The sequence below is a fragment of the uncultured Cyclobacterium sp. genome, assembly GCF_963977555.1.
Taxonomy (GTDB): domain Bacteria; phylum Bacteroidota; class Bacteroidia; order Cytophagales; family Cyclobacteriaceae; genus Cyclobacterium.
In genome coordinates, this window is the sequence record NZ_CAXBPD010000001.1 from 500,743 (window position 1) to 518,898 (window position 18,156).

General features: G+C 35.9%; 13 protein-coding genes. 8 read left to right on the forward strand and 5 right to left on the reverse strand.

Features of this window, described 5'->3' with window-relative positions; genetic code table 11:
• Positions 1–45 precede the first annotated feature (45 nt).
• Positions 46–4,170, forward strand: coding sequence for a response regulator (locus AAC073_RS01815; RefSeq protein WP_339922119.1), 4,125 nt, complete (start codon positions 46–48; stop codon positions 4,168–4,170).
• 289 nt (positions 4,171–4,459) lie between these two features.
• Here the strand turns inward: AAC073_RS01815 and AAC073_RS01820 are convergent, their stop codons facing one another.
• Together AAC073_RS01820 and AAC073_RS01825 are read right to left on the reverse strand one after the other, a co-directional pair.
• Positions 4,460–5,158 (reverse strand): LytTR family DNA-binding domain-containing protein, encoded by a 699-nt coding sequence (locus AAC073_RS01820; RefSeq protein ID WP_339922120.1) that lies wholly within the window; start codon positions 5,156–5,158, stop codon positions 4,460–4,462.
• 47 nt (positions 5,159–5,205) lie between these two features.
• Complete coding sequence (locus AAC073_RS01825; RefSeq protein ID WP_339922121.1) at positions 5,206–5,868, reverse strand: acyltransferase; 663 nt, start codon at positions 5,866–5,868, stop codon at positions 5,206–5,208.
• A gap of 284 nt (positions 5,869–6,152) precedes the next feature.
• Here AAC073_RS01825 and AAC073_RS01830 point away from each other — a divergent pair, with 284 nt between their 5' ends.
• From AAC073_RS01830 to AAC073_RS01855, 6 genes are read left to right on the forward strand one after another with little or no spacing between them, the layout of a single operon-like run.
• Positions 6,153–6,779, forward strand: coding sequence for a TolC family protein (locus tag AAC073_RS01830; protein WP_339922122.1), 627 nt, complete (start codon positions 6,153–6,155; stop codon positions 6,777–6,779).
• Position 6,780: 1 nt separating this feature from the next.
• Positions 6,781–8,922, forward strand: a complete 2,142-nt coding sequence (locus AAC073_RS01835; protein ID WP_339922123.1) for a Wzz/FepE/Etk N-terminal domain-containing protein — start codon at positions 6,781–6,783, stop codon at positions 8,920–8,922.
• Positions 8,923–8,951: 29 nt separating this feature from the next.
• Positions 8,952–10,379 (forward strand): O-antigen ligase family protein, encoded by a 1,428-nt coding sequence (locus tag AAC073_RS01840; protein WP_339922124.1) that lies wholly within the window; start codon positions 8,952–8,954, stop codon positions 10,377–10,379.
• Positions 10,372–11,280 (forward strand): glycosyltransferase family 2 protein, encoded by a 909-nt coding sequence (locus AAC073_RS01845; RefSeq protein ID WP_339922125.1) that lies wholly within the window; start codon positions 10,372–10,374, stop codon positions 11,278–11,280. The genes AAC073_RS01840 and AAC073_RS01845 overlap by 8 nt, the downstream gene beginning before the upstream one ends.
• Positions 11,281–11,291: 11 nt before the next feature.
• Positions 11,292–12,425 carry a glycosyltransferase family 1 protein gene (locus AAC073_RS01850; RefSeq protein ID WP_339922126.1) on the forward strand — a complete coding sequence of 378 codons (1,134 nt, stop codon included), beginning with the start codon at positions 11,292–11,294 and terminating at the stop codon, positions 12,423–12,425.
• Complete coding sequence (locus AAC073_RS01855; RefSeq protein WP_339922127.1) at positions 12,422–13,750, forward strand: oligosaccharide flippase family protein; 1,329 nt, start codon at positions 12,422–12,424, stop codon at positions 13,748–13,750. Before AAC073_RS01850 ends, AAC073_RS01855 begins: the two co-directional genes overlap by 4 nt.
• 22 nt (positions 13,751–13,772) lie before the next feature.
• Here AAC073_RS01855 and AAC073_RS01860 read toward each other — a convergent pair whose 3' ends face one another.
• Positions 13,773–14,942, reverse strand: a complete 1,170-nt coding sequence (locus AAC073_RS01860) for a glycosyltransferase (RefSeq protein ID WP_339922128.1) — start codon at positions 14,940–14,942, stop codon at positions 13,773–13,775.
• A 146-nt stretch (positions 14,943–15,088) separates the two neighbouring features.
• Between AAC073_RS01860 and AAC073_RS01865 the strand changes: the two genes are divergently transcribed.
• On the forward strand, positions 15,089–16,315 hold the full coding sequence (locus tag AAC073_RS01865) for a glycosyltransferase (RefSeq protein ID WP_339922129.1): 1,227 nt from the start codon (positions 15,089–15,091) through the stop codon (positions 16,313–16,315).
• On the opposite strand, the gene AAC073_RS01870 is transcribed toward AAC073_RS01865, so the two are convergent.
• Both AAC073_RS01870 and AAC073_RS01875 read right to left on the reverse strand, forming a co-directional pair.
• Positions 16,312–17,511: a sugar transferase gene (locus AAC073_RS01870; RefSeq protein WP_339922130.1), complete on the reverse strand. Its 1,200-nt coding sequence runs from the start codon at positions 17,509–17,511 to the stop codon at positions 16,312–16,314. The genes AAC073_RS01865 and AAC073_RS01870 overlap by 4 nt on opposite strands.
• Complete coding sequence (locus AAC073_RS01875) at positions 17,504–17,911, reverse strand: response regulator transcription factor (protein ID WP_339922131.1); 408 nt, start codon at positions 17,909–17,911, stop codon at positions 17,504–17,506. The genes AAC073_RS01870 and AAC073_RS01875 overlap by 8 nt, the downstream gene beginning before the upstream one ends.
• Positions 17,912–18,156: the final 245 nt, after the last annotated feature.

Genomic DNA, 18,156 nt, shown 5'->3' on the forward strand with positions numbered 1-18,156 from the left:
TATTTTGAGATAATGCATCCGTCTCAAGAAAGTACAATTCAGAGTATGAAAAAAAATATTTCAGATAATAATACGGAGAATACCGGACATATTAAAAAAATGATACCAGAAAATAATTCCATACATGAAAATACCTCAAATATTGCAAAGCTGGCACTAAAATTAACTTCGTGTAATCATGCTTTTTTAGGTGCAATTAAGAGTGATGGTATTTTTATTAATGCTACCTCTGATCTGAAATCTTCGAATATTATCAAAACAAATGATCCTCTATCTGTCTTTTTAAATGAGACGGTTGAATTTACAGAAATTCACGATTTATCAAATCATAAACCCCTACTTAAAAGTGACTATCTAAGCTTTTTAGGTGAATTAAAATACCTTGCAGTACTTCCTATTACTGATCATTTGAAGGAAGTCACAGGATATTTAGTAGTTTTAAATCAAGAGACTCCTTCAGAAAACCTATCAATAGCAGAAAATTTACGACTGCTAACCCCACAAGCACAGGAGTTGCTCAAACCTCAATCTGACGATTTAGAAGAAAGAATACTTAGCAAAGCAATGGTCTTATCGCAAGACCTTATAACAATTTTAAGGTTTGATGGGAAATTCATTAAAGTAAATAAGGCCTTCAAAACCCTGTTGGGCTATGACGAAAATGAACTTTCTAACAAGCCCGTAACTGACTACATACATCCTGACGATGTAGATAGTACAATGCAACAGATCAATTCTTTAATTAGCGGAGGAGCTACTACTAGTTTTAGTCATCAGTTAAAATGTCAAAATGGAGAATACAAAACTTTTTCTTGGAGGGCCACTGGAGATTTTAAAAACAAATGGGTTTTTGCCATTGGTAGGGACATAAGTGAAGAAAAAGAGAATGAAGAGCGACTTCTTGCAAGTGAAGAAAAATTCCGATCCTTCTTTGAAAACAGCCAAGGGCTGATGTTGACCCATGACTTAGAAGGCAATTTTTTAAGTTTTAACAACTATGGTGCTAGGCTTTTAGGCTATACTGTAGAGGAAATGCTAAATAAAAAACTGTGGGACATTATACCCTTGAAATTTCGGTATGAGATTGATGATTACCTCAAGGAGATTAAGGAAAATGGCAAGGCACAGGGATTAATGACAACTTTTCAGGCAAATGGCCAATTAAAGGTGTGGTTATACAGCAACAAAATGGAAAAAGATCATTTTGGTAATAGCTATGTTATCGGAAATTCTATCGACATTTCAGAAAGGTTAAGGCTGGAAAAAAGAATCCAAAATGCCAGAGAAATCCTCAATCAGACCCATATTATGGCCAAAATAGGGGGGTGGAAATTTGATTTAGAAAAACAAACCATTACTTGGACAGATATTACGAAAACAATTTTCGGGGTACCTAACGACTTCATCCCTACCCTTGATAACGGTGTAAAATATTATAAAGAAGGTTATAATAGAGATAAAATAAAGGAAGTCATTGATTTGGCTATAAATTACGGAAAACCCTGGGACGAAAAATTAAAGATTGTAAATGAATTGGGAGAAGAGCTGTGGGTAAGAACGCTTGGGGAGGCCAATATTGAAAACGGAAAATGCCTTCACCTGTCTGGAACTATTCAAGACATTGATGAAGAAGTAAAACAAGAAAATCAACTTATCCAGAAAGAACAAATGCTTTTGGCCATATCCAAAGCAACGGATGAGCTTCTATCAAACAACAAACTTTATGAAGCCATCCCAAATAGCCTTGAAATAATAGGTAAATCCGTAGGGGTAGATAGGATATATTATTTTGAAAATAGCATTGGTGAAGATGGGGAAAAACTTACCTCCCAAAGGTTCGAATGGAGCACTGAGACCGTCGAATCTCAAATCAATAATCCTGACCTTCAAAACATTCCTTTTGAAGCTTTTGGAGAGTTTGTATTGCCAATGGAAAAAAATGAGATTTTCAAAGCCATCGTTTCGGATTTATCTGAAGATTCAGAAACAAAGGAGTTTTTAGATAACCAGAATATTAAATCCATTTTAACCATTCCAATATTTACAAATAAAGGATATTGGGGTTTTATTGGCTATGATGATTGCACCAATGAAAAAGAATGGTCTCAAGCTGAACTTTCGTTATTAAAAAGCTTTGCAAATAGTATTTCAAATGCTATTGACAGGAATTTTCTAGAGAAAAACCTAATAGAGTCTAAAGAAATTGCCGAAAAAGCGAGTTTAGCAAAATCGGAATTTTTAGCCAATATGAGCCACGAAATAAGAACGCCGCTCAATGGTATTATTGGATTTACTGATCTTCTTGTGAAAACAGATCTCAATGAAACTCAAAATCAGTACATAGGAATTGTCAATCAATCTGCAATTGCTTTATTAAACATCATAAATGACATCCTTGATTTCTCAAAAATAGAGGCTGGTAAGCTAGAATTAGAATTAAACAAATCGGATATTTTTGAGCTTTCAGGCCAAGCCACAGATGTTGTGTCTTACCAAGCCCAGAAAAATGGGGTGGAAATGCTGCTCAATATCGAAAAAACCTTACCAAGATTCATTTTTGTGGATGATATACGCCTAAAACAAATACTAATCAATCTTTTGGGCAATGCGGTTAAGTTCACAAATGAGGGTGAAATAGAACTTAAAATACAGACATTAGAAGTTATTGAGGAAAATAAAAGAATAATAAGGTTTGAGGTTCGAGATACAGGAATTGGCATCTCTGATGAGTACCAAAAAAGAATTTTTGAAGCCTTTATGCAAGAGGATGGTTCTACTACAAAGAAGTATGGAGGTACAGGCTTAGGCCTAACTATTTCCAATAAGCTCTTGTCCATGATGGGCTCAGAACTGCAATTGAAAAGCAAATTAAAAGAAGGGAGTACCTTTTATTTTGATTTAATCCTCAAAACAGAAGAAGGGGCAGTCACTGAAAATTCAACGAATTACCCTATCAATAACGTCCTGATAGTGGATGATAATGAAAACAATAGACTTATCCTCAAAGAAATTTTTTCTATGAATGACATAGCTATAGATGAAGCTCAAAATGGCTTTGAAGCATTGCAGCAAATAGAAAACAATACTTATGACGTAGTATTAATGGATTTGAATATGCCCTACATGGATGGGTTAGAAACTTCCAAAAAAATAAGAGAGAACTTCAGTGAGGAAAAAGCCCAAGTACCTATATTACTATTACATAGTTCTGCTGAAGACGATTTCATACAAAAGCAATGCAAGGAACTTTCCATAAATAAAAGGCTGTCAAAACCAATCAAGAACAATGAATTGTTTGATGCATTGGCAAAATTAACGCTAACTACATCAGATAAAGCGCAAAAACCCTCAGAAGATAATGACATAAACAAGCATCAAAGTAAGGGGAAAATACTTATCGCTGAAGACAATACAATTAATATGTTTCTAGCCAAAACAATTGTTATGAAGGTATCCCCTCAGGTTGAAATCATCGAAGCTACAGATGGTCTTGACGCCTATGAATTGGCAATAGAACATTTACCCGACCTTATTCTCATGGACATTCAGATGCCAGTAATGAGCGGGCATGAGGCCACACGAAAAATTAAAGCAGATTCAAGGACCAGAAAAATACCTATAGTAGCTATTACCGCTGGAAATATTAAAGGTGAGAAAGAGAAGTGCTTGGATTCAGGTATGTCTGATTTTGTTCCTAAACCGATTGTAGAAAAAAACATACGGTATATTTTCGATAAGTGGCTAAAAGTAAAAGAGGACAATTCAGAGACTGAAAAAGAGACCCCTTTAGCAGTTGACAGCTCAAATGAGCTAACAAACCAGGACCAAAAGCCACATTTTGATGTTGATAAAGTAAAGGAGTACTTAGGTGACGAGCCCGTAATAATTAAAGAAGTCCTAAAACTCACTATACACGAATTAGAACAGTCAAGAAAAATCCTTCAAAATCATTTTAACGAGAAGAACTTAGAAGGCTTGAATTCTGAGGGCCATAAACTCAAAGGGTCTGCACTTACGGCTGGACTTGGAATAATTTTTAAAATTGCTTTAAAATTAGAGGAAATGCCTGTATTAGATTTAGAGTTATCCAAAAATCTAATAGATAGCTACAATACTGAAAATGAAAAAGTAGTAGCGCTCATAAATGATTACATCCTTAATGGTGACTGATTTTTTTAGTCAGCATTTGGCTTTAAGGTTAAAGATCACCGGTTACCAAATATAACAATAGTATGTTGCCTATGGCGACAAAAAAGGCAACCTTTCAAAAAGTTAGATTACTTTCAATGTGGTAAGATCTTGGCCTTGACACAAGTAGAATTGTAAAAGCTGAAAATTCGCTAATAGGGATAAGCCTGGTCATTTGTGCCAAGCTTAATCTTTATACATTTTAAATTATTTACTTTAGAAGCAATTAAATGCACAACCAAAAATGGCTTAGATAATTGAATTAAATGGATTACAGGAAATTAACACTACTTTTTAATTGTTCCTTATATTTGGCTCCAATAGGTATAATTTTCCCATCAACTACGGAGGTATCACTATCAAAATCTGTGAGATAATGGAGATTTATAACATAGGATCTATGCACTTGAACAAACTCTAAATTTCCTGATAACTTGTCCAGAAAGTTTGAAATAGTTGACTTAATAGTATAAGTTTTATTTTTACATTTCAAACTAATATAATCTCCTTTACCTTCACAATAACTTATATCGGAAAAGAGTATCTTTTTATATAACCTATCATCTTTCACGAAGATAAAATCTTTTGAATAAGCGTTCGGGTCAATATTAAATTCTTTTTCTTTTCGCTTTTCTATTCCCTTTAGAAATTGAGGATAACTAAATGGCTTTGGTAGGTAAAAGCAGGCATTGGTTTCAAAGGCAGCAATTGCGTTGTCGTTATTGGCAGAAATAATTATTAATGCACCATTGTATTGGCTGTGTTTTAGGATTTCAAAACCATTCATTTCTGGCATTTCAATATCTAGGAATAAAAGGTCAATCTTCCCTCGGTTTTCCACCAAATAGTTCAATCCATCAATTGCATCTGAGAAATCCGCCATCAATTTTAGCGTCTTTGTCTTTTCAATATAATGGGAAAGCACTTTTATGCTAGATGAATCATCATCCAAGATTACGCAGTTATCCATTGTTAATATTGTAATTTCAAATAAAGATTAAAAATAGCCAGCTTCAATTAAGCAGGTTTGTCTTGATTTTGATTTGGCACTTCAAGATTTCGGATAAGTTTTGCTGGAACTCCTCCTACTAAAGTGTAAGGAGCCACATTTTTCGTTACTACCGAACCCGCAGCTACGGTTGCTCCTTCCCCGATTTCCACTCCTTTCAAGATCATTGACCGGGTAGCCAACCAAGCATTGTCTCCTATTATGATGGCATCTGATTTACCTGGCGCGTCTCTATCATCTACACCATGAAAATCCCCATCCATTATAATAACCTGATTGGCTATTTGGCAATTTTTGCCAATAACAATCCGGTTACTTGCCGACACTATACAAGCCGTGTTTATGAAAGTACCTTCCCCAATTATTAATTCAGCACCTCTATCTGCAAATAACTGAGTGACCCCCATATGAGACCAAATTTTACAGTGGTCGCCAACTGTAATTTTACCTGAACCTTCAACTCTCAAAGGCCCTCTTACAGTGATCAATTTACCGGTACTTGCACAATTCCTTAAGCGAATTTTACCATTAACAACTCGAAATAATCCTGTTTTCAGGTTCTTAATTAGGGAAATATATACATATAGTCTTTCACTAAAACTTCTTGTTTTCCGTCCGTAAATACTGTAACTTAATTGAGATATTTTACTCGAAATCTTGCCTTGAACCATTCGATTTTTAAATATTTAATGAATATAGAAGTGAAAATTTTAAATTCAAAAAAAAGGATAAACTAAAATTTTTATTACATTTATTTTAAAAATAAGATAAAAACAGTTAATTATTTTACGTGAAGCATTTAATGTCTTTGATATATAAATAAATGAAATTCATATTTAAAAAGCCTCAAGTCAATTTTTTCATTTATACAATTACGTTTTTAATTTTTTTTATTTCCGAGAAAAATCTTTGTGCTCAGGAACAAAATGATATTGAAAAGTACATAAATTTAAATATGCCTCTTGAGAACCAATTACCAAAATTAGACAGTTTGATTGCTGTAGCCATAGCTAACCACCCTACGGTAAAAATAAATCAAGCCTTGGTAGGTTCTGCTGAGGCTAGAATAAGTTTGGCAAAAAAATCATGGTCGGATTTGGCGCGGGTATATGTTGATTATTCATATGGAAATCAGGCAATATTATATGCTTCTGGGTCAGATTTATCCAACGTAGCCAATGGCTACAGAACAGGAGCAAACCTCAGTATTCCGCTTTCAGAGATCTTTTTGAAAAAGGATAGAGTAAAACTACAGAAACAAGAACTTGAGGCGACCTTTTATAAAACAAAAGAAATGGAATTAACCATTTCCAATCAAGTGATAGAGGAATACAATAGCGCGTTGTTAGGTCAGAAGCTTATGCTCATAAGGCTGGAGATGCAAGAAAAAGCACGTACCAATTTACAACAAATGGAAATGGAATTTAACTTGGGAAACCTTGACGCTACTTCCTTTTTAAGAAACCAGGAGATCTATACAATTGCACGTTCAGAATATGAAAATGCCAGGAGAAACTTTTTTGTAGCCATTCAAAAACTAGAAGTTCTATTAGGAGAATCGCTCGCCAATTTTATTCAGTGAAATGACATTAAAACAATTAATTCGGCTTCTTTGGAAAAACAAACTTTGGATTTTTTTAACCCCAATTTTTGTAGCCGTAGGCGTCTTTTTCCTTACACAAGATTTACCTAGAGTTTACGAGTCCTCTACATTGGTATTTACAAATCCTACCTCTGACAGAGGTGCTACTGATGGTGGTGTCGTAAGAATGGATTTCTATACTTCCAATAACCTTTTCGACAACCTCACACTTATAGTAAAATCCAGGAAAACGATTAAAGAATCTTCTTTGAAACTTTTAGCTAAGCACTTGGCTCTACCTGAACAAGTTGATGAAGTATTATGCATAGAGGCCTATCAGGATCTAAAATCCCATATTCCTCCTCAGGTTTGGGAAAAATTAGCAGTAATAAATGATGAAGAGAAAACATATCAAAATATTCTAGAAAATCTCGAAGAAAATGATGATTCGCCCATTGAATATTTAATCAGAGAACACGAATATTATTCCGTTAATAAAATAATAGAACGTCTATCTGTTTCGAGGAAGTTTTCCAGTGACATGATGGAAATAAAATACAATACAAATGATGCCGGCATTTGCTATTACACGCTCAAAATTGTAGCAGAATCATTTATGAGCGGATATTCCAATATGAAAGAATTGGAAAACACAAACACCATCGCTTATTTCCAAAATCAACTCAATATAGCTCAGAATAAATTGAGGAATGCTGAGGAAAACCTGAAAGGGTTTATGACTGATAACCGCATACTCAATTACTACGAACAGGGTAAATACCTGGACATTGCCAAACTCGAGCATGACCAGGATGAAGAACGCTCTAAAAGACTCCTTTCAGGTACTGGATTTAATTTAGAACAGATCGAAGAGATGTTTGAAAATTTTGACCAAAGACAGGTTATCATTAAAAACATTTCAGCATTGCAGGATCAAATTGTCACGAGAAATTTAAAAATCCAGGGCCTATCAGTATTAACTAGCCAAAGCCAGCAAATAGAAAACATACAAAAGGAAATAGAAGGCTTGGAAGAAGAAATAAAAGAATTGTCAGACCAATTGTTTAAAAATAATAATTCAATCCAAGGCGTCCAAAGGGAAACCATCTTAGATCAGTGGCTGACTTTGAAAATATCCTACCAAGAACAAAAGCAGGCATTGGATGTGATGAAAACACGAAAATCCTACCTTTTAGAAAAAATTGATGAATTTGCTCCTCTTGGTGCAGAGCTAAAAAAACTGGAAAGAGAAGTAAGTGTGAATGAAGAACAATACCTTTCTATTCTACATGGACTAAACATGGCGTACCTCCAAAAGTACGACTTGGAAATGTCTGCCACCCAAAAACTAATAGACGCACCCTATTATCCGAAAACGCCACAAGCTTCAAAGCGAATGTTCATGGTAATAGGAGGTATGATTGGTACAGGTGGTTTAGTTCTCACGGTGGTACTTCTTACTTTCTTTCTGGATTCATCGATCAAATCTAGCAAACGTGCCACCGAACTGACAAACCTGCAGGTTGCCGGAGGATGGATAATGGAAAAAAACATTCCAAAAAATGTTTACTTGGATAAATTACGTAATAATCAAATCAAACAGTTTTACAATAATTTAAGCAAGCATTTCCCCAGTTCAAAACAAAAAATCCTGCTTTTCTATAGCCATCAAAACGGCGAAGGAAAAACATTTTTATTGCAATTTTTGGCCAATGAGCTTTTACAACAAAATCGAAGTGTTCTCTATTGTGGCAATAAGGAAGACACCGAAAAAATGTCTTGTGAAACACTAGTCATGGAGACTGATTCAATTTCTAATCCAGAAAAGGAAACCCAATTCTGGGAAAATCAATTGACCAATTTGCCTCATGAGTTCATTCTAATAGAGTTACCAAACACGAATGAAAAGCCTCTTAATTATCCATTAATTAACCAAGCCAACGCCTTGGTAATGGTTACGGATGCTAGCCGAAAATGGAAATCTTCGGACAACTACTTTAACGACACTTTAAAAGAGATGATAAAAATTCCTCATTTAATTTGGTTGAACAAGATGAATGGTGATGAACTAGAGGATATCAATGGAGAAATACCAAGGAAAAGGTCTCCAATTCGAGCCAAATTGAAGCGCTTCCTTACTTAATTAACCCTATTTAATTCTGCTATAATTAAATGCATTTCACCAGAACAAATATCGCCAATCCAATTTTCTGTTTACTGACAGCAGGAATATTGAGTTTATTTGTTATAAAAACAGGGTTGATAGGGATAGGTTTAATGGTTGTAATTCCTTCTGCACTGGCCTTGGTCATTTTCATGATGAGTCACCCGAATAAAGCCTTGGCTACCGGTCTGGTTTTCGCGTTTGTTTCGATCGGTGCAACTAGATATATCACCAATTTACCATTAGGTTTGTCAGTAGACTTTGCCTTAGCAGCACTCATTATTAGTGCTTTGTTTCACAACAATATAAAGACGGATTTTACCAAGCTGCATAACAGCCTGTTTTTAGTTACCATAATCTGGTGGGGATACAATGTGGCGGAAATTTTTAATCCAGAAGCTAGAAGCATTACTGCATGGGTTTATGCTGTAAGGGGTACTGCGCTATACATGCTTCTTACTGTCCCTTTGACCCTATTGTATGCAAACAAACCTTCGGACCTGAACAGACTCTTCATCATTGTTTTTATTTTTTCAATCTTGGCTTCTTTTTGGGGCTTAAGACAATTTTATATTGGCTTAGATGCAGCAGAAAACAGGTGGTTAGACGCCGGATCGAGATCAACGCATGTCTTATTTGGGCACCTTCGTGTCTTTAGCTTTTTCTCAGACGCAGGTCAATTTGGTGCAGGAATAGCGCATGCCGGAGTAATGGCAATGGTCTTGGCCTTAGGTCCTTTTTCGTTCAAAAAACGAATAATTTTTGCAGTAATGGCCTTGTTGTTTTTCTATCTGATGATAATGAGTGGCACTAGAGGAGCATTAATGGTGCCCGTAGCTGGTTCTTTGGCTTATCTTTTTGCCTCAAAAAATTTTAAATTAATGGCCATTGGCCTACTCGGTTTGGCACTGGTTTTTTCCTTTCTGAAATTCACAACCATAGCTAATAACAATTATCAGGTCCGCAGGATGCGGTCTGCCTTAAATCCTGATGACCCTTCGCTAAATGTCAGGTACTTAAATCAAAGAAAATTTGCAGAATATTTAAAAACAAGACCATTTGGAGGCGGTATTGGAACATCAGGCTCTTGGGGTCAAAGGTTTAGTCCCGGAACATTTCTGGCCGAAACACCCAATGACAGCTGGTTCGTAAAAATCTGGGCGGAAATGGGAATCGTAGGACTTTACCTCCACATAGGTATCCTTGCCTTTATTGCCGGTATGGGTTTGCTCAAAATATGGAAGGTTAAAGACCCAAGGTTAAGGCAAAAGCTCCTCGCAATATTTGGAGGATATGTAGGTATTGCTGCAGCTTCATATGGTAACCCACTATTAGGTCAAATGCCTACAGGAATCATTCTTTATATGTCCTGGGCTTATTTTTTTCTAGCCGAAGACATGGATAAAAGTTTAAATAAACCTTCTGAAAATGAATAAACCATTAATCTCCGTCATTACCATTAATTACAATGGACTCATCCACACCATGGACTTTTTAGCCTCATTTCAAAAAGTCACCTATCCCAATGTGGAAATTATAGTGGTAGACAATGCCTCTAAAGAATCTCCGGATAGTATTCTTGATGAATATCCTGACACCATATTGATCAAAAACCCAGTAAATGAAGGGTTTGCTGGAGGAAACAATCGGGGCATGGAAGTAGCCAAAGGGGAATTTTTCTTTTTGATCAACAACGATACAGAAGTCGCTCCTGATATTTTAGAAGCCATTCTAGAACGTACTCAAAAATCAGAAAAAGTTGGTTTGGTTTGTCCTAAAATCCTTTACCACGAACAGCCTGATATTATTCAATATGCTGGGTTTTCGGCCATAAATCCGATAACGGGCAGAGGGAAGGGAAAAGGATATTTAGAGAAAGACAATGGTCAACACCAGGTAGCAGAAATTACTCAATTGGCACACGGAGCTGCCATGTTTATTCCCAAGAAAGTAGTAAATGAGATCGGCTTAATGGCTGAGCTCTATTTTTTATACTATGAAGAAATGGACTATTGTGAACGAATCAAACAAGCAGGATATGAGATATGGTATGAGCCTAAGAGTTATATCCTACACAAAGAATCCATGAGTGTGGGCAAAAACTCGCTATTAAAAACCTATTACATGAGTAGAAACAGGTGGCTATACCTACGGAGAAATGTAGAATACCCATTATTCATCTTTACTGCAGGATATTACCTGCTTGTGGCCTTGCCAAAAAACCTGCTGGTTTATGTTTTCCGTTCAGAATGGGACCATTTCAGAAAATACTTTAAAGGATTTTTAGACGGCCTTTTTTTAAAAGACATCAAAGAGAACCCTACCCTAATTAATTAAACTACCTAACGATGAGAATAGGCATAGAAGCACAACGTATTTTTAGAAAGAAAAAGCATGGCATGGACATGGTAGCCCTTGCCCTGATAAGAAACCTGCAACAACTGGACACCGAAAATGAATATTTTATTTTTGTAAATGATACTGAGGACCCTTCAGCCATAAAGGAAACAAGCAATTTTAAAATTGTCCCATTGTCTCCAGCCCCCTACCCTATTTGGGAACAAAAAAACCTTGCTAAAGCTATAAAGACCTATCATTTAGACCTTCTCCACTGCACTAGCAATACAGCACCAGTTTCTTGTTCAATACCCTTGCTTATCACCTTACACGATATCATTTACCTTGAAAAAATCAATTTAAAAGAAGGAACCTGGTACCAACGGCTTGGCAATATATACAGACGATGGAATGTACCAAAAGTGGTAAAAAAAGCAGCCATGATATTCACTGTTTCTCACTACGAACAGGAAAGAATTGTAGCGCACTTTGGACTGGAAAACAATGAGGTTCAGGTCATCTATAATGGTGTAGCCAATCATTTTAAAATAGAAGATCTCCAAAAACAAGAAGCTATCCGATTGAAGTATGATCTCCCCGAATCTTTCATCCTGTTTCTGGGGAATACGGATCCTAAGAAAAACCTTAGGGGAGTACTTAAGAGCCTGGCCATTTTGGAAGAGAAAGGGATAGAACACCATGATTTAGTAATGCCTGATTTTGGAAAAGAAGTGCTGATAACTATGTTAGAAGAGATAAAAGCTCCACACTTGGTTTCGAGTATTCACCTTACAGGATATATTCCAAATGAAGATTTACCTGCTATTTACAGCGCAGCGAAAGTGTTTTTGTACCCATCTCTAAGAGAAAGCTTTGGTCTTCCAATACTAGAAGCCATGGCTTGTGGTTGTCCTGTAATCACCTCCGATACCTCCTCCATGCCTGAAGTAGCTGGAGATGCCGCTATTATCGTTGACCCATTCAATCCTGCAGCTATTAGCAAAGCCATACAGAAATCCTTGTCCGATTCAGCGTCAAGAAACATGCTTATACAAAGAGGGTTTTTAAGACCCCCTTTATTCGATTATAAAAAGGGAGCTTTGGATACCCTTTCTGCCTATAAGGAAATTTATTCGCGCAAATGACAGATAAGAAATATTGGCTTACCGGAGGATTTTTCACCATGATGCACCGAGGGGTAGACTTTTTACTCGGATTCATCGGATTCATGCTCTTGGTAAGAGTATTTAGTCCGGAAGAATTTGGGATTTGGGTATTACTAATCACTATAGTCTCCATTATTGATATGGCCAGAAATGGATTCATTCAAAATGGGATGATAAAATTCCTTGTAGGTAAAAACGATGCCATACAAGCAAAAATTCAGACCGCATCAATTTGGTTAAATGCCGCTTTAAGCTTATTGATGGTGCTTTTATTGTGGTTGTTTGCTAAACCATTAGAGCAACTTTTAAATGCAGAAGGGTTGGCCGATTTATTGAAAATTCACGCTGTAGTGCTTCCTGTGTTGATTTTTCACACCCATAATATTGTGCTTATGCAGGCAAAGTATGATTTTAAAGCCTATTTTTTTGCTGGGATAAGTAAAAGCCTGCCCTTCTTTTTGGTTATTCTATTTGCCTACCTAATTGATACTAAGCTTAGTTTGACTGAATTGGCTTGGTACCAAAATCTCGCCTTTACATTGGCTACTCTTATGTCAGTATATCAGGTTAGAAAATATTTTAAATTTAGTTTCAAAGCAAAAAAATACTGGTTAAGCAGAATTTTCCATTTTGGGAAATATGTCTTTGGAACTAATCTTGTATCCATGCTAACAAACAGTCTGGACAAATTTTTATTGGGTGCTTTGTTGTCACCAGTGCAAGTGGCAATGGCCAACACAGCTGGAAGAGTAATGAACATGGTAGAAATACCTGTCAACTCTATCGCCTCTATCAGTTATCCAAAAGCAGCTGAGGCACATGATAAAAAACAAGCAGGCCTAGTAGGAGAAATCTATGAGAAAACTTTGGGAATGATGCTAAGTCTTACAGCTCCTTTTTGGCTATTTTGCCTAGTTTTTGCCTATTATATCGTTCTTCTCATTGCAGGCGAAGCCTATCTAGACGCTGTTCCATTTTTAAGAATTATGGCTTTTTTAGCACTAATAAAGCCATTTGATAGACAGTCTGGCGTATTCTTAGATGCAATAGGTAAGCCTTTTGTAAACATGATTATGGTTTTTGGCACCTTCATTTATGGCGCCATATTTAGCTGGGTTTTTATTCAATGGTTCGGCTTATTGGGAGCGGCCTATGGATTAGTACTTGCCATTTTAATCACTGCAGTTATTAAGCATATCATTTTGAGCAAATTTATTGAAGTAAATTTCGGTCGTTGTTGGATCAAAGCATTTCAAAATTATCCAATCATGCTCCACACCTTAAAAAGTAAGCTTAAGAAATAAAATCAAAATAATTTTAAGCCTGCTATTGCCAAAATTTTTCCAGGTGTTTAAACTCCTTTTTTCTAGCCTCCCATAGTGGCCCAATCTCAGTAATTTCATTGTGGGTTGTTGCCATAAAATCCTTATTGGCTTTCCTTATATTAAGCATTCCCGAGATTTGACCTAACACAAATAGAGGTATTTTAGGTATGGCGTTTAGCACTTTTTGAGGTGTCTTATTAAGAAGCAATAGCAATAGGAAACCTAACGCAAACAACACAAGGCTCCCCCCTAAAAGGAAGAAGTAGCTCCAATTTACAAATAACGCAGCTATTGCCAATAAGCAACTTGTACCAACTAAAAAAACCATGGGAGGCATAGCTGTCATTAGGGCGAAATAAATACGGTTCCAATCAAATTTCAAGACCCCATTTACAAATAGCTTTAATGCTCCAGGCAGTTGTCCAAAATAACTATTAAGCCATCGTCCCCTTTGCCTACCTATTTGAGTCGCAGCAGTAATTTTTTCATCAAAAATAATGGCTGCGGCTGCATAAGCAATTTTATGGCCTTGATCTACAAGTTCTGATTGCAAAGATTTATCTTCTGCTACCACCACCCCTTGTTCCTTCAATACCAATAACTCTTTAGCAATATTTTTACTGTAAAGATTTTTTTCAATAGACATCCCAGAACCGGCAATTGTAGAAGATGACCCGAGTAGAAATGGAATATTTCTTACAGCAAAATCATAGTAATACTCTCCCAATGCGTCCAATGCAGCATAAGTACCAGCTATATTTTTAGCAATTCTTTTTCCTTGGACCGCCATATATCCGCTTGCGTGAAATTTACTAATTACCCTCAAGAAATGCCTTGGCACCAGGTTATCAGGATCAAAAACTACTACATGACTATGGCTCTCTTTCATTTTATCCAGCACCAATCCCAAAGAAGCTACCTTACTATTTAAAAAAGGACTTGGCTGATACAAAGTGAGCTTATCATGTACCATTGAATCCATATTTTCGGTGATCCCATCGGCAACTAAATATATGTGGAAATGAGGGTAATCCTGAGCCAAAAGAGCTCTAACCAAAGGCCATGCAATATCTTTTTCCTTGTAAACCGTTATCACGCAAGCAAAATCGGCGGAGTTGGCAGGTTCTTTAAGCTTTATTTTACTACCAAAAAATGAAATAACAGTACTCAATAATGGAAATAAAAGATAAAAACTGCAAATACACGAAATAATAATAAATAAGATCAAAGCTTTAAAAATTAATGGTTTATATAAACCTAAATTTAAGCTTTCCAATGCGGAAAACATTCATTATTTTAGAAAAAAAACAGCTTTTTATGAAGGATTTTTCTAACCTTACGCTTGATAAGGTTACCATAGTAATGACTAGCATGTCCCGGTGGGACGGAGAATTTTCATCAGCTTCCTGGTCGCTGGCCAAAACTTTTGCACAAACACAAAAAGTTATTTATGTAGACTATCCTTTTACGCTATTGGATTACTTCAAAGAGCGTAAGAAACCATCCGTCTATGCAAGAAAACAAGCCCTAATCTGGAGCAAGAATAGCCTTAAACCTTTGCCTCAATTTAGCCCTTTTCTTTATGCATTGACTCCTCCTTTGATGCTTCCAATAAATTGGTTACCTCCTGGAATGCTGTACAATACACTTTCAGATTGGAATGACAGAAGATTAGCCAAATCAATACAAAAAGCATTAAAAGAACTTAGTGAAAAAGATTTTATTTTCTTCAATTCTTTTAATCCTTTGTACTTAAACAAATTACCAACAAAATTTAAACCCAAGGCATATGTTTACCAATCCCGAGACAATATCAGAGCTTTAGAATTGTATTTGAGAAAGCATGGTGCCCAAAAAGAAATAGAGGCTGTTAGAAATGCAGATGAAAGTCTTGTAACTTCCCTTATGCTGCAAAAAGACCTGGAAAATCTTTCAGGAAAAAAGGTGTCCTACTTTCCTAATGCCGCAGATTTTGATTTGTTTAAAACTGCTTACGAAAAGCAACTGGAAATCCCAGAAGACCTCAAAAGGATCCCACAACCTAGAATCGGTTATACTGGAAACATTTGCCATAGACTGGATTATGATCTTATAAAAGGTATATGTGAGGCAAATCGAGATAAAAGTATAGTCATGGTCGGCCCTAGAAATCATAATGGACACACGACTATAAACCTGGATGAAATTCCAAACTTGTACTTTACAGGACCTAAAAAAATAGAACAACTCCCCCAGTATCTGGCGCATTTCCAGCTTTTGATATTGCCTTTTTTATGCAACGAAGTTACAAAAAGTATCTATCCGCTAAAAATCAATGAATACCTAGCATCCGGTAAACCAATAGTAGCGACCCCCTTTTCAGAGGACATTCAATTGTTTCATCCACTGATTAGCTTGGAAAAGACATCCAAGGAGTTTAATAGCGCTATTGCAACCGAATTAGCAACCGATACAAGTCAAAAAGCTGAACTTAGATTTCTTGAGGCTTCGAAAAACACTTGGAAAGGGCGTGTTAAGTTATTTTGGGAATTATTGGTGGACTAAACATTTTCACTTTGAAACAAAGCTGGGATAGTTCTTAGAAGAATTTTTATGTCAAACCACACACTGAAATTTTTGACGTAATCATTGTCAAGACTCAATCGTTCTTCTTCAGACATGGCGCCTCTCCCTCGTTTTTCTACCTGCCAAAGCCCGGTAATCCCAGCTGGACCAAGAAACCTGAGTGAATACTTGTCAGTAGTAATTTTCTCAGCCTCATAAAGAGGCAAAGGTCTATTGCCCACAAGCGACATGTCGCCTCTTAAAACATTCCATAACTGAGGCAATTCGTCTATACTTGTGTTTCTTATAAATTTACCAATACGTGTCACCCTTGGGTCGTCTTTGATTTTAATGAAAGCGGCGTCCTTATTGCTGTCATTTTTAGCCATAAGTATTTTCTCACAAACCATTTTATTGTCATCATACAATGGCTGCAAACACCCACCTCCTGCTTGTTCACAAAATTCGCAGAGTTCCTTTACTTCGTTCAGTGATGTTGAAGCTTGGACTTCTTCTTCCACCTCTTCAGGATCATTGTATTGGTTAAGATGCTTAAGTTGCTGCAGTTTGGCATCTGCATCCGGGTCCATTGACCTGAACTTGTAAAATTTGAAAATATTGTAGCCCGTACCTACTCTATAAGAATAATAAAACACAGGACCTCTTGATTCTAATTTAATTAAAATTGCTACGATCAAAAATAGTGGTAGCAAGGCCAAAAGAATAAAACTACACACCACAATATCAAACAATCTTTTAACAAATGGCGTTTTAGATTCTTTTAGGGCCGTGTATTCAGTATTCTTCTTTTTTATTACTGGATGATTCATCTGAAACTCCAGTCGGGTTTTTAATTTCCTTCCATTAATTGGCTTTAAAATAAAATCAGAAACCCCCTTAGAAATGGCATTGTAAATGTCTGTTGGCGTGGCTTTATCCACGATCATAAAAAATGGCAAGTGCCCAAAACCTAGTTTTTCAATTGTATTTTTTAAAGCGATCCCATGTACATCTAATAATGTAGAATCACTTAGGATCAAACAAAAGCTATCTGATGAAGTAGAAAGCGAGTTGTAAAAAATAATGCCGTTAGAAAAAGTATTAATTTCAAAGACATCTCCAACAGCCTTTTCAATTGCATCGATCACCTTAGGGTCCTCGGAAATCAATGCGATTTTTTTAGTTTGTTTATTCATTTATGGATTCGATTGCAAATTTTCCTGTTCTTCTCAAAATTGAATTTATCCTCGCTTCTAGTTCTTTGGGATTAAATGGTTTAACCATAAAATCATCTGCTCCAAGATTTAAAATATCGATTTTCTTTTCAGAAGAATCTGTAGCAGAAAGAACAATTAAAGGAATGGAAGAGAAAAAGCCGCTTGAACGAACAAGGCCGACAAATTCTGAACCGCTTATTTCAGGCATATTTAGGTCACAAATAATAATATCTGGCAAATCTCCTTCTTGCATGTTTGAAATGGCATCTGCTGGTTTATTAAATACTTTAACGTCAAACTTTTCTTTAAAATAGTGCTGGATGATCAGTAAAACTGAAGGTTCATCATCAATACCAAAAATTTTATATTTACTTTTCATAATTGCCGAATAAAAATTTAACCTATTAATATTGCTAATAAAGGTAAAAACGAACGTTCATATAAAAAAAGGTTTTAATATTTAATTTCCTTATTTAATCAAATGTTTTGGAATATTAAGGAACAATTATTCTCTGAAGTTTATAAAATACAAAATATAATATTTGAATAACTAAAATTCGTATTTAAAAAAAAATAAAGCATTGCTGGAAAATAGCATTGTCCTTTAATAAGAACAATGCTAAA

What these genes read in the sequence shown, in the direction of transcription:
- AAC073_RS01815 (WP_339922119.1), top strand. Translation starts at nt 46, where the DNA reads ATGAAAAAAAATATTTCAGATAATAATACGGAGAATACCGGACATATT.
- AAC073_RS01820 (WP_339922120.1), bottom strand. Translation starts at nt 5,158, where the DNA reads ATGGATAACTGCGTAATCTTGGATGATGATTCATCTAGCATAAAAGTG.
- AAC073_RS01825 (WP_339922121.1), bottom strand. Translation starts at nt 5,868, where the DNA reads ATGGTTCAAGGCAAGATTTCGAGTAAAATATCTCAATTAAGTTACAGT.
- AAC073_RS01830 (WP_339922122.1), top strand. Translation starts at nt 6,153, where the DNA reads ATGCCTCTTGAGAACCAATTACCAAAATTAGACAGTTTGATTGCTGTA.
- AAC073_RS01835 (WP_339922123.1), top strand. Translation starts at nt 6,781, where the DNA reads ATGACATTAAAACAATTAATTCGGCTTCTTTGGAAAAACAAACTTTGG.
- AAC073_RS01840 (WP_339922124.1), top strand. Translation starts at nt 8,952, where the DNA reads ATGCATTTCACCAGAACAAATATCGCCAATCCAATTTTCTGTTTACTG.
- AAC073_RS01845 (WP_339922125.1), top strand. Translation starts at nt 10,372, where the DNA reads ATGAATAAACCATTAATCTCCGTCATTACCATTAATTACAATGGACTC.
- AAC073_RS01850 (WP_339922126.1), top strand. Translation starts at nt 11,292, where the DNA reads ATGAGAATAGGCATAGAAGCACAACGTATTTTTAGAAAGAAAAAGCAT.
- AAC073_RS01855 (WP_339922127.1), top strand. Translation starts at nt 12,422, where the DNA reads ATGACAGATAAGAAATATTGGCTTACCGGAGGATTTTTCACCATGATG.
- AAC073_RS01865 (WP_339922129.1), top strand. Translation starts at nt 15,089, where the DNA reads ATGAAGGATTTTTCTAACCTTACGCTTGATAAGGTTACCATAGTAATG.
- AAC073_RS01870 (WP_339922130.1), bottom strand. Translation starts at nt 17,511, where the DNA reads ATGAATAAACAAACTAAAAAAATCGCATTGATTTCCGAGGACCCTAAG.
- AAC073_RS01875 (WP_339922131.1), bottom strand. Translation starts at nt 17,911, where the DNA reads ATGAAAAGTAAATATAAAATTTTTGGTATTGATGATGAACCTTCAGTT.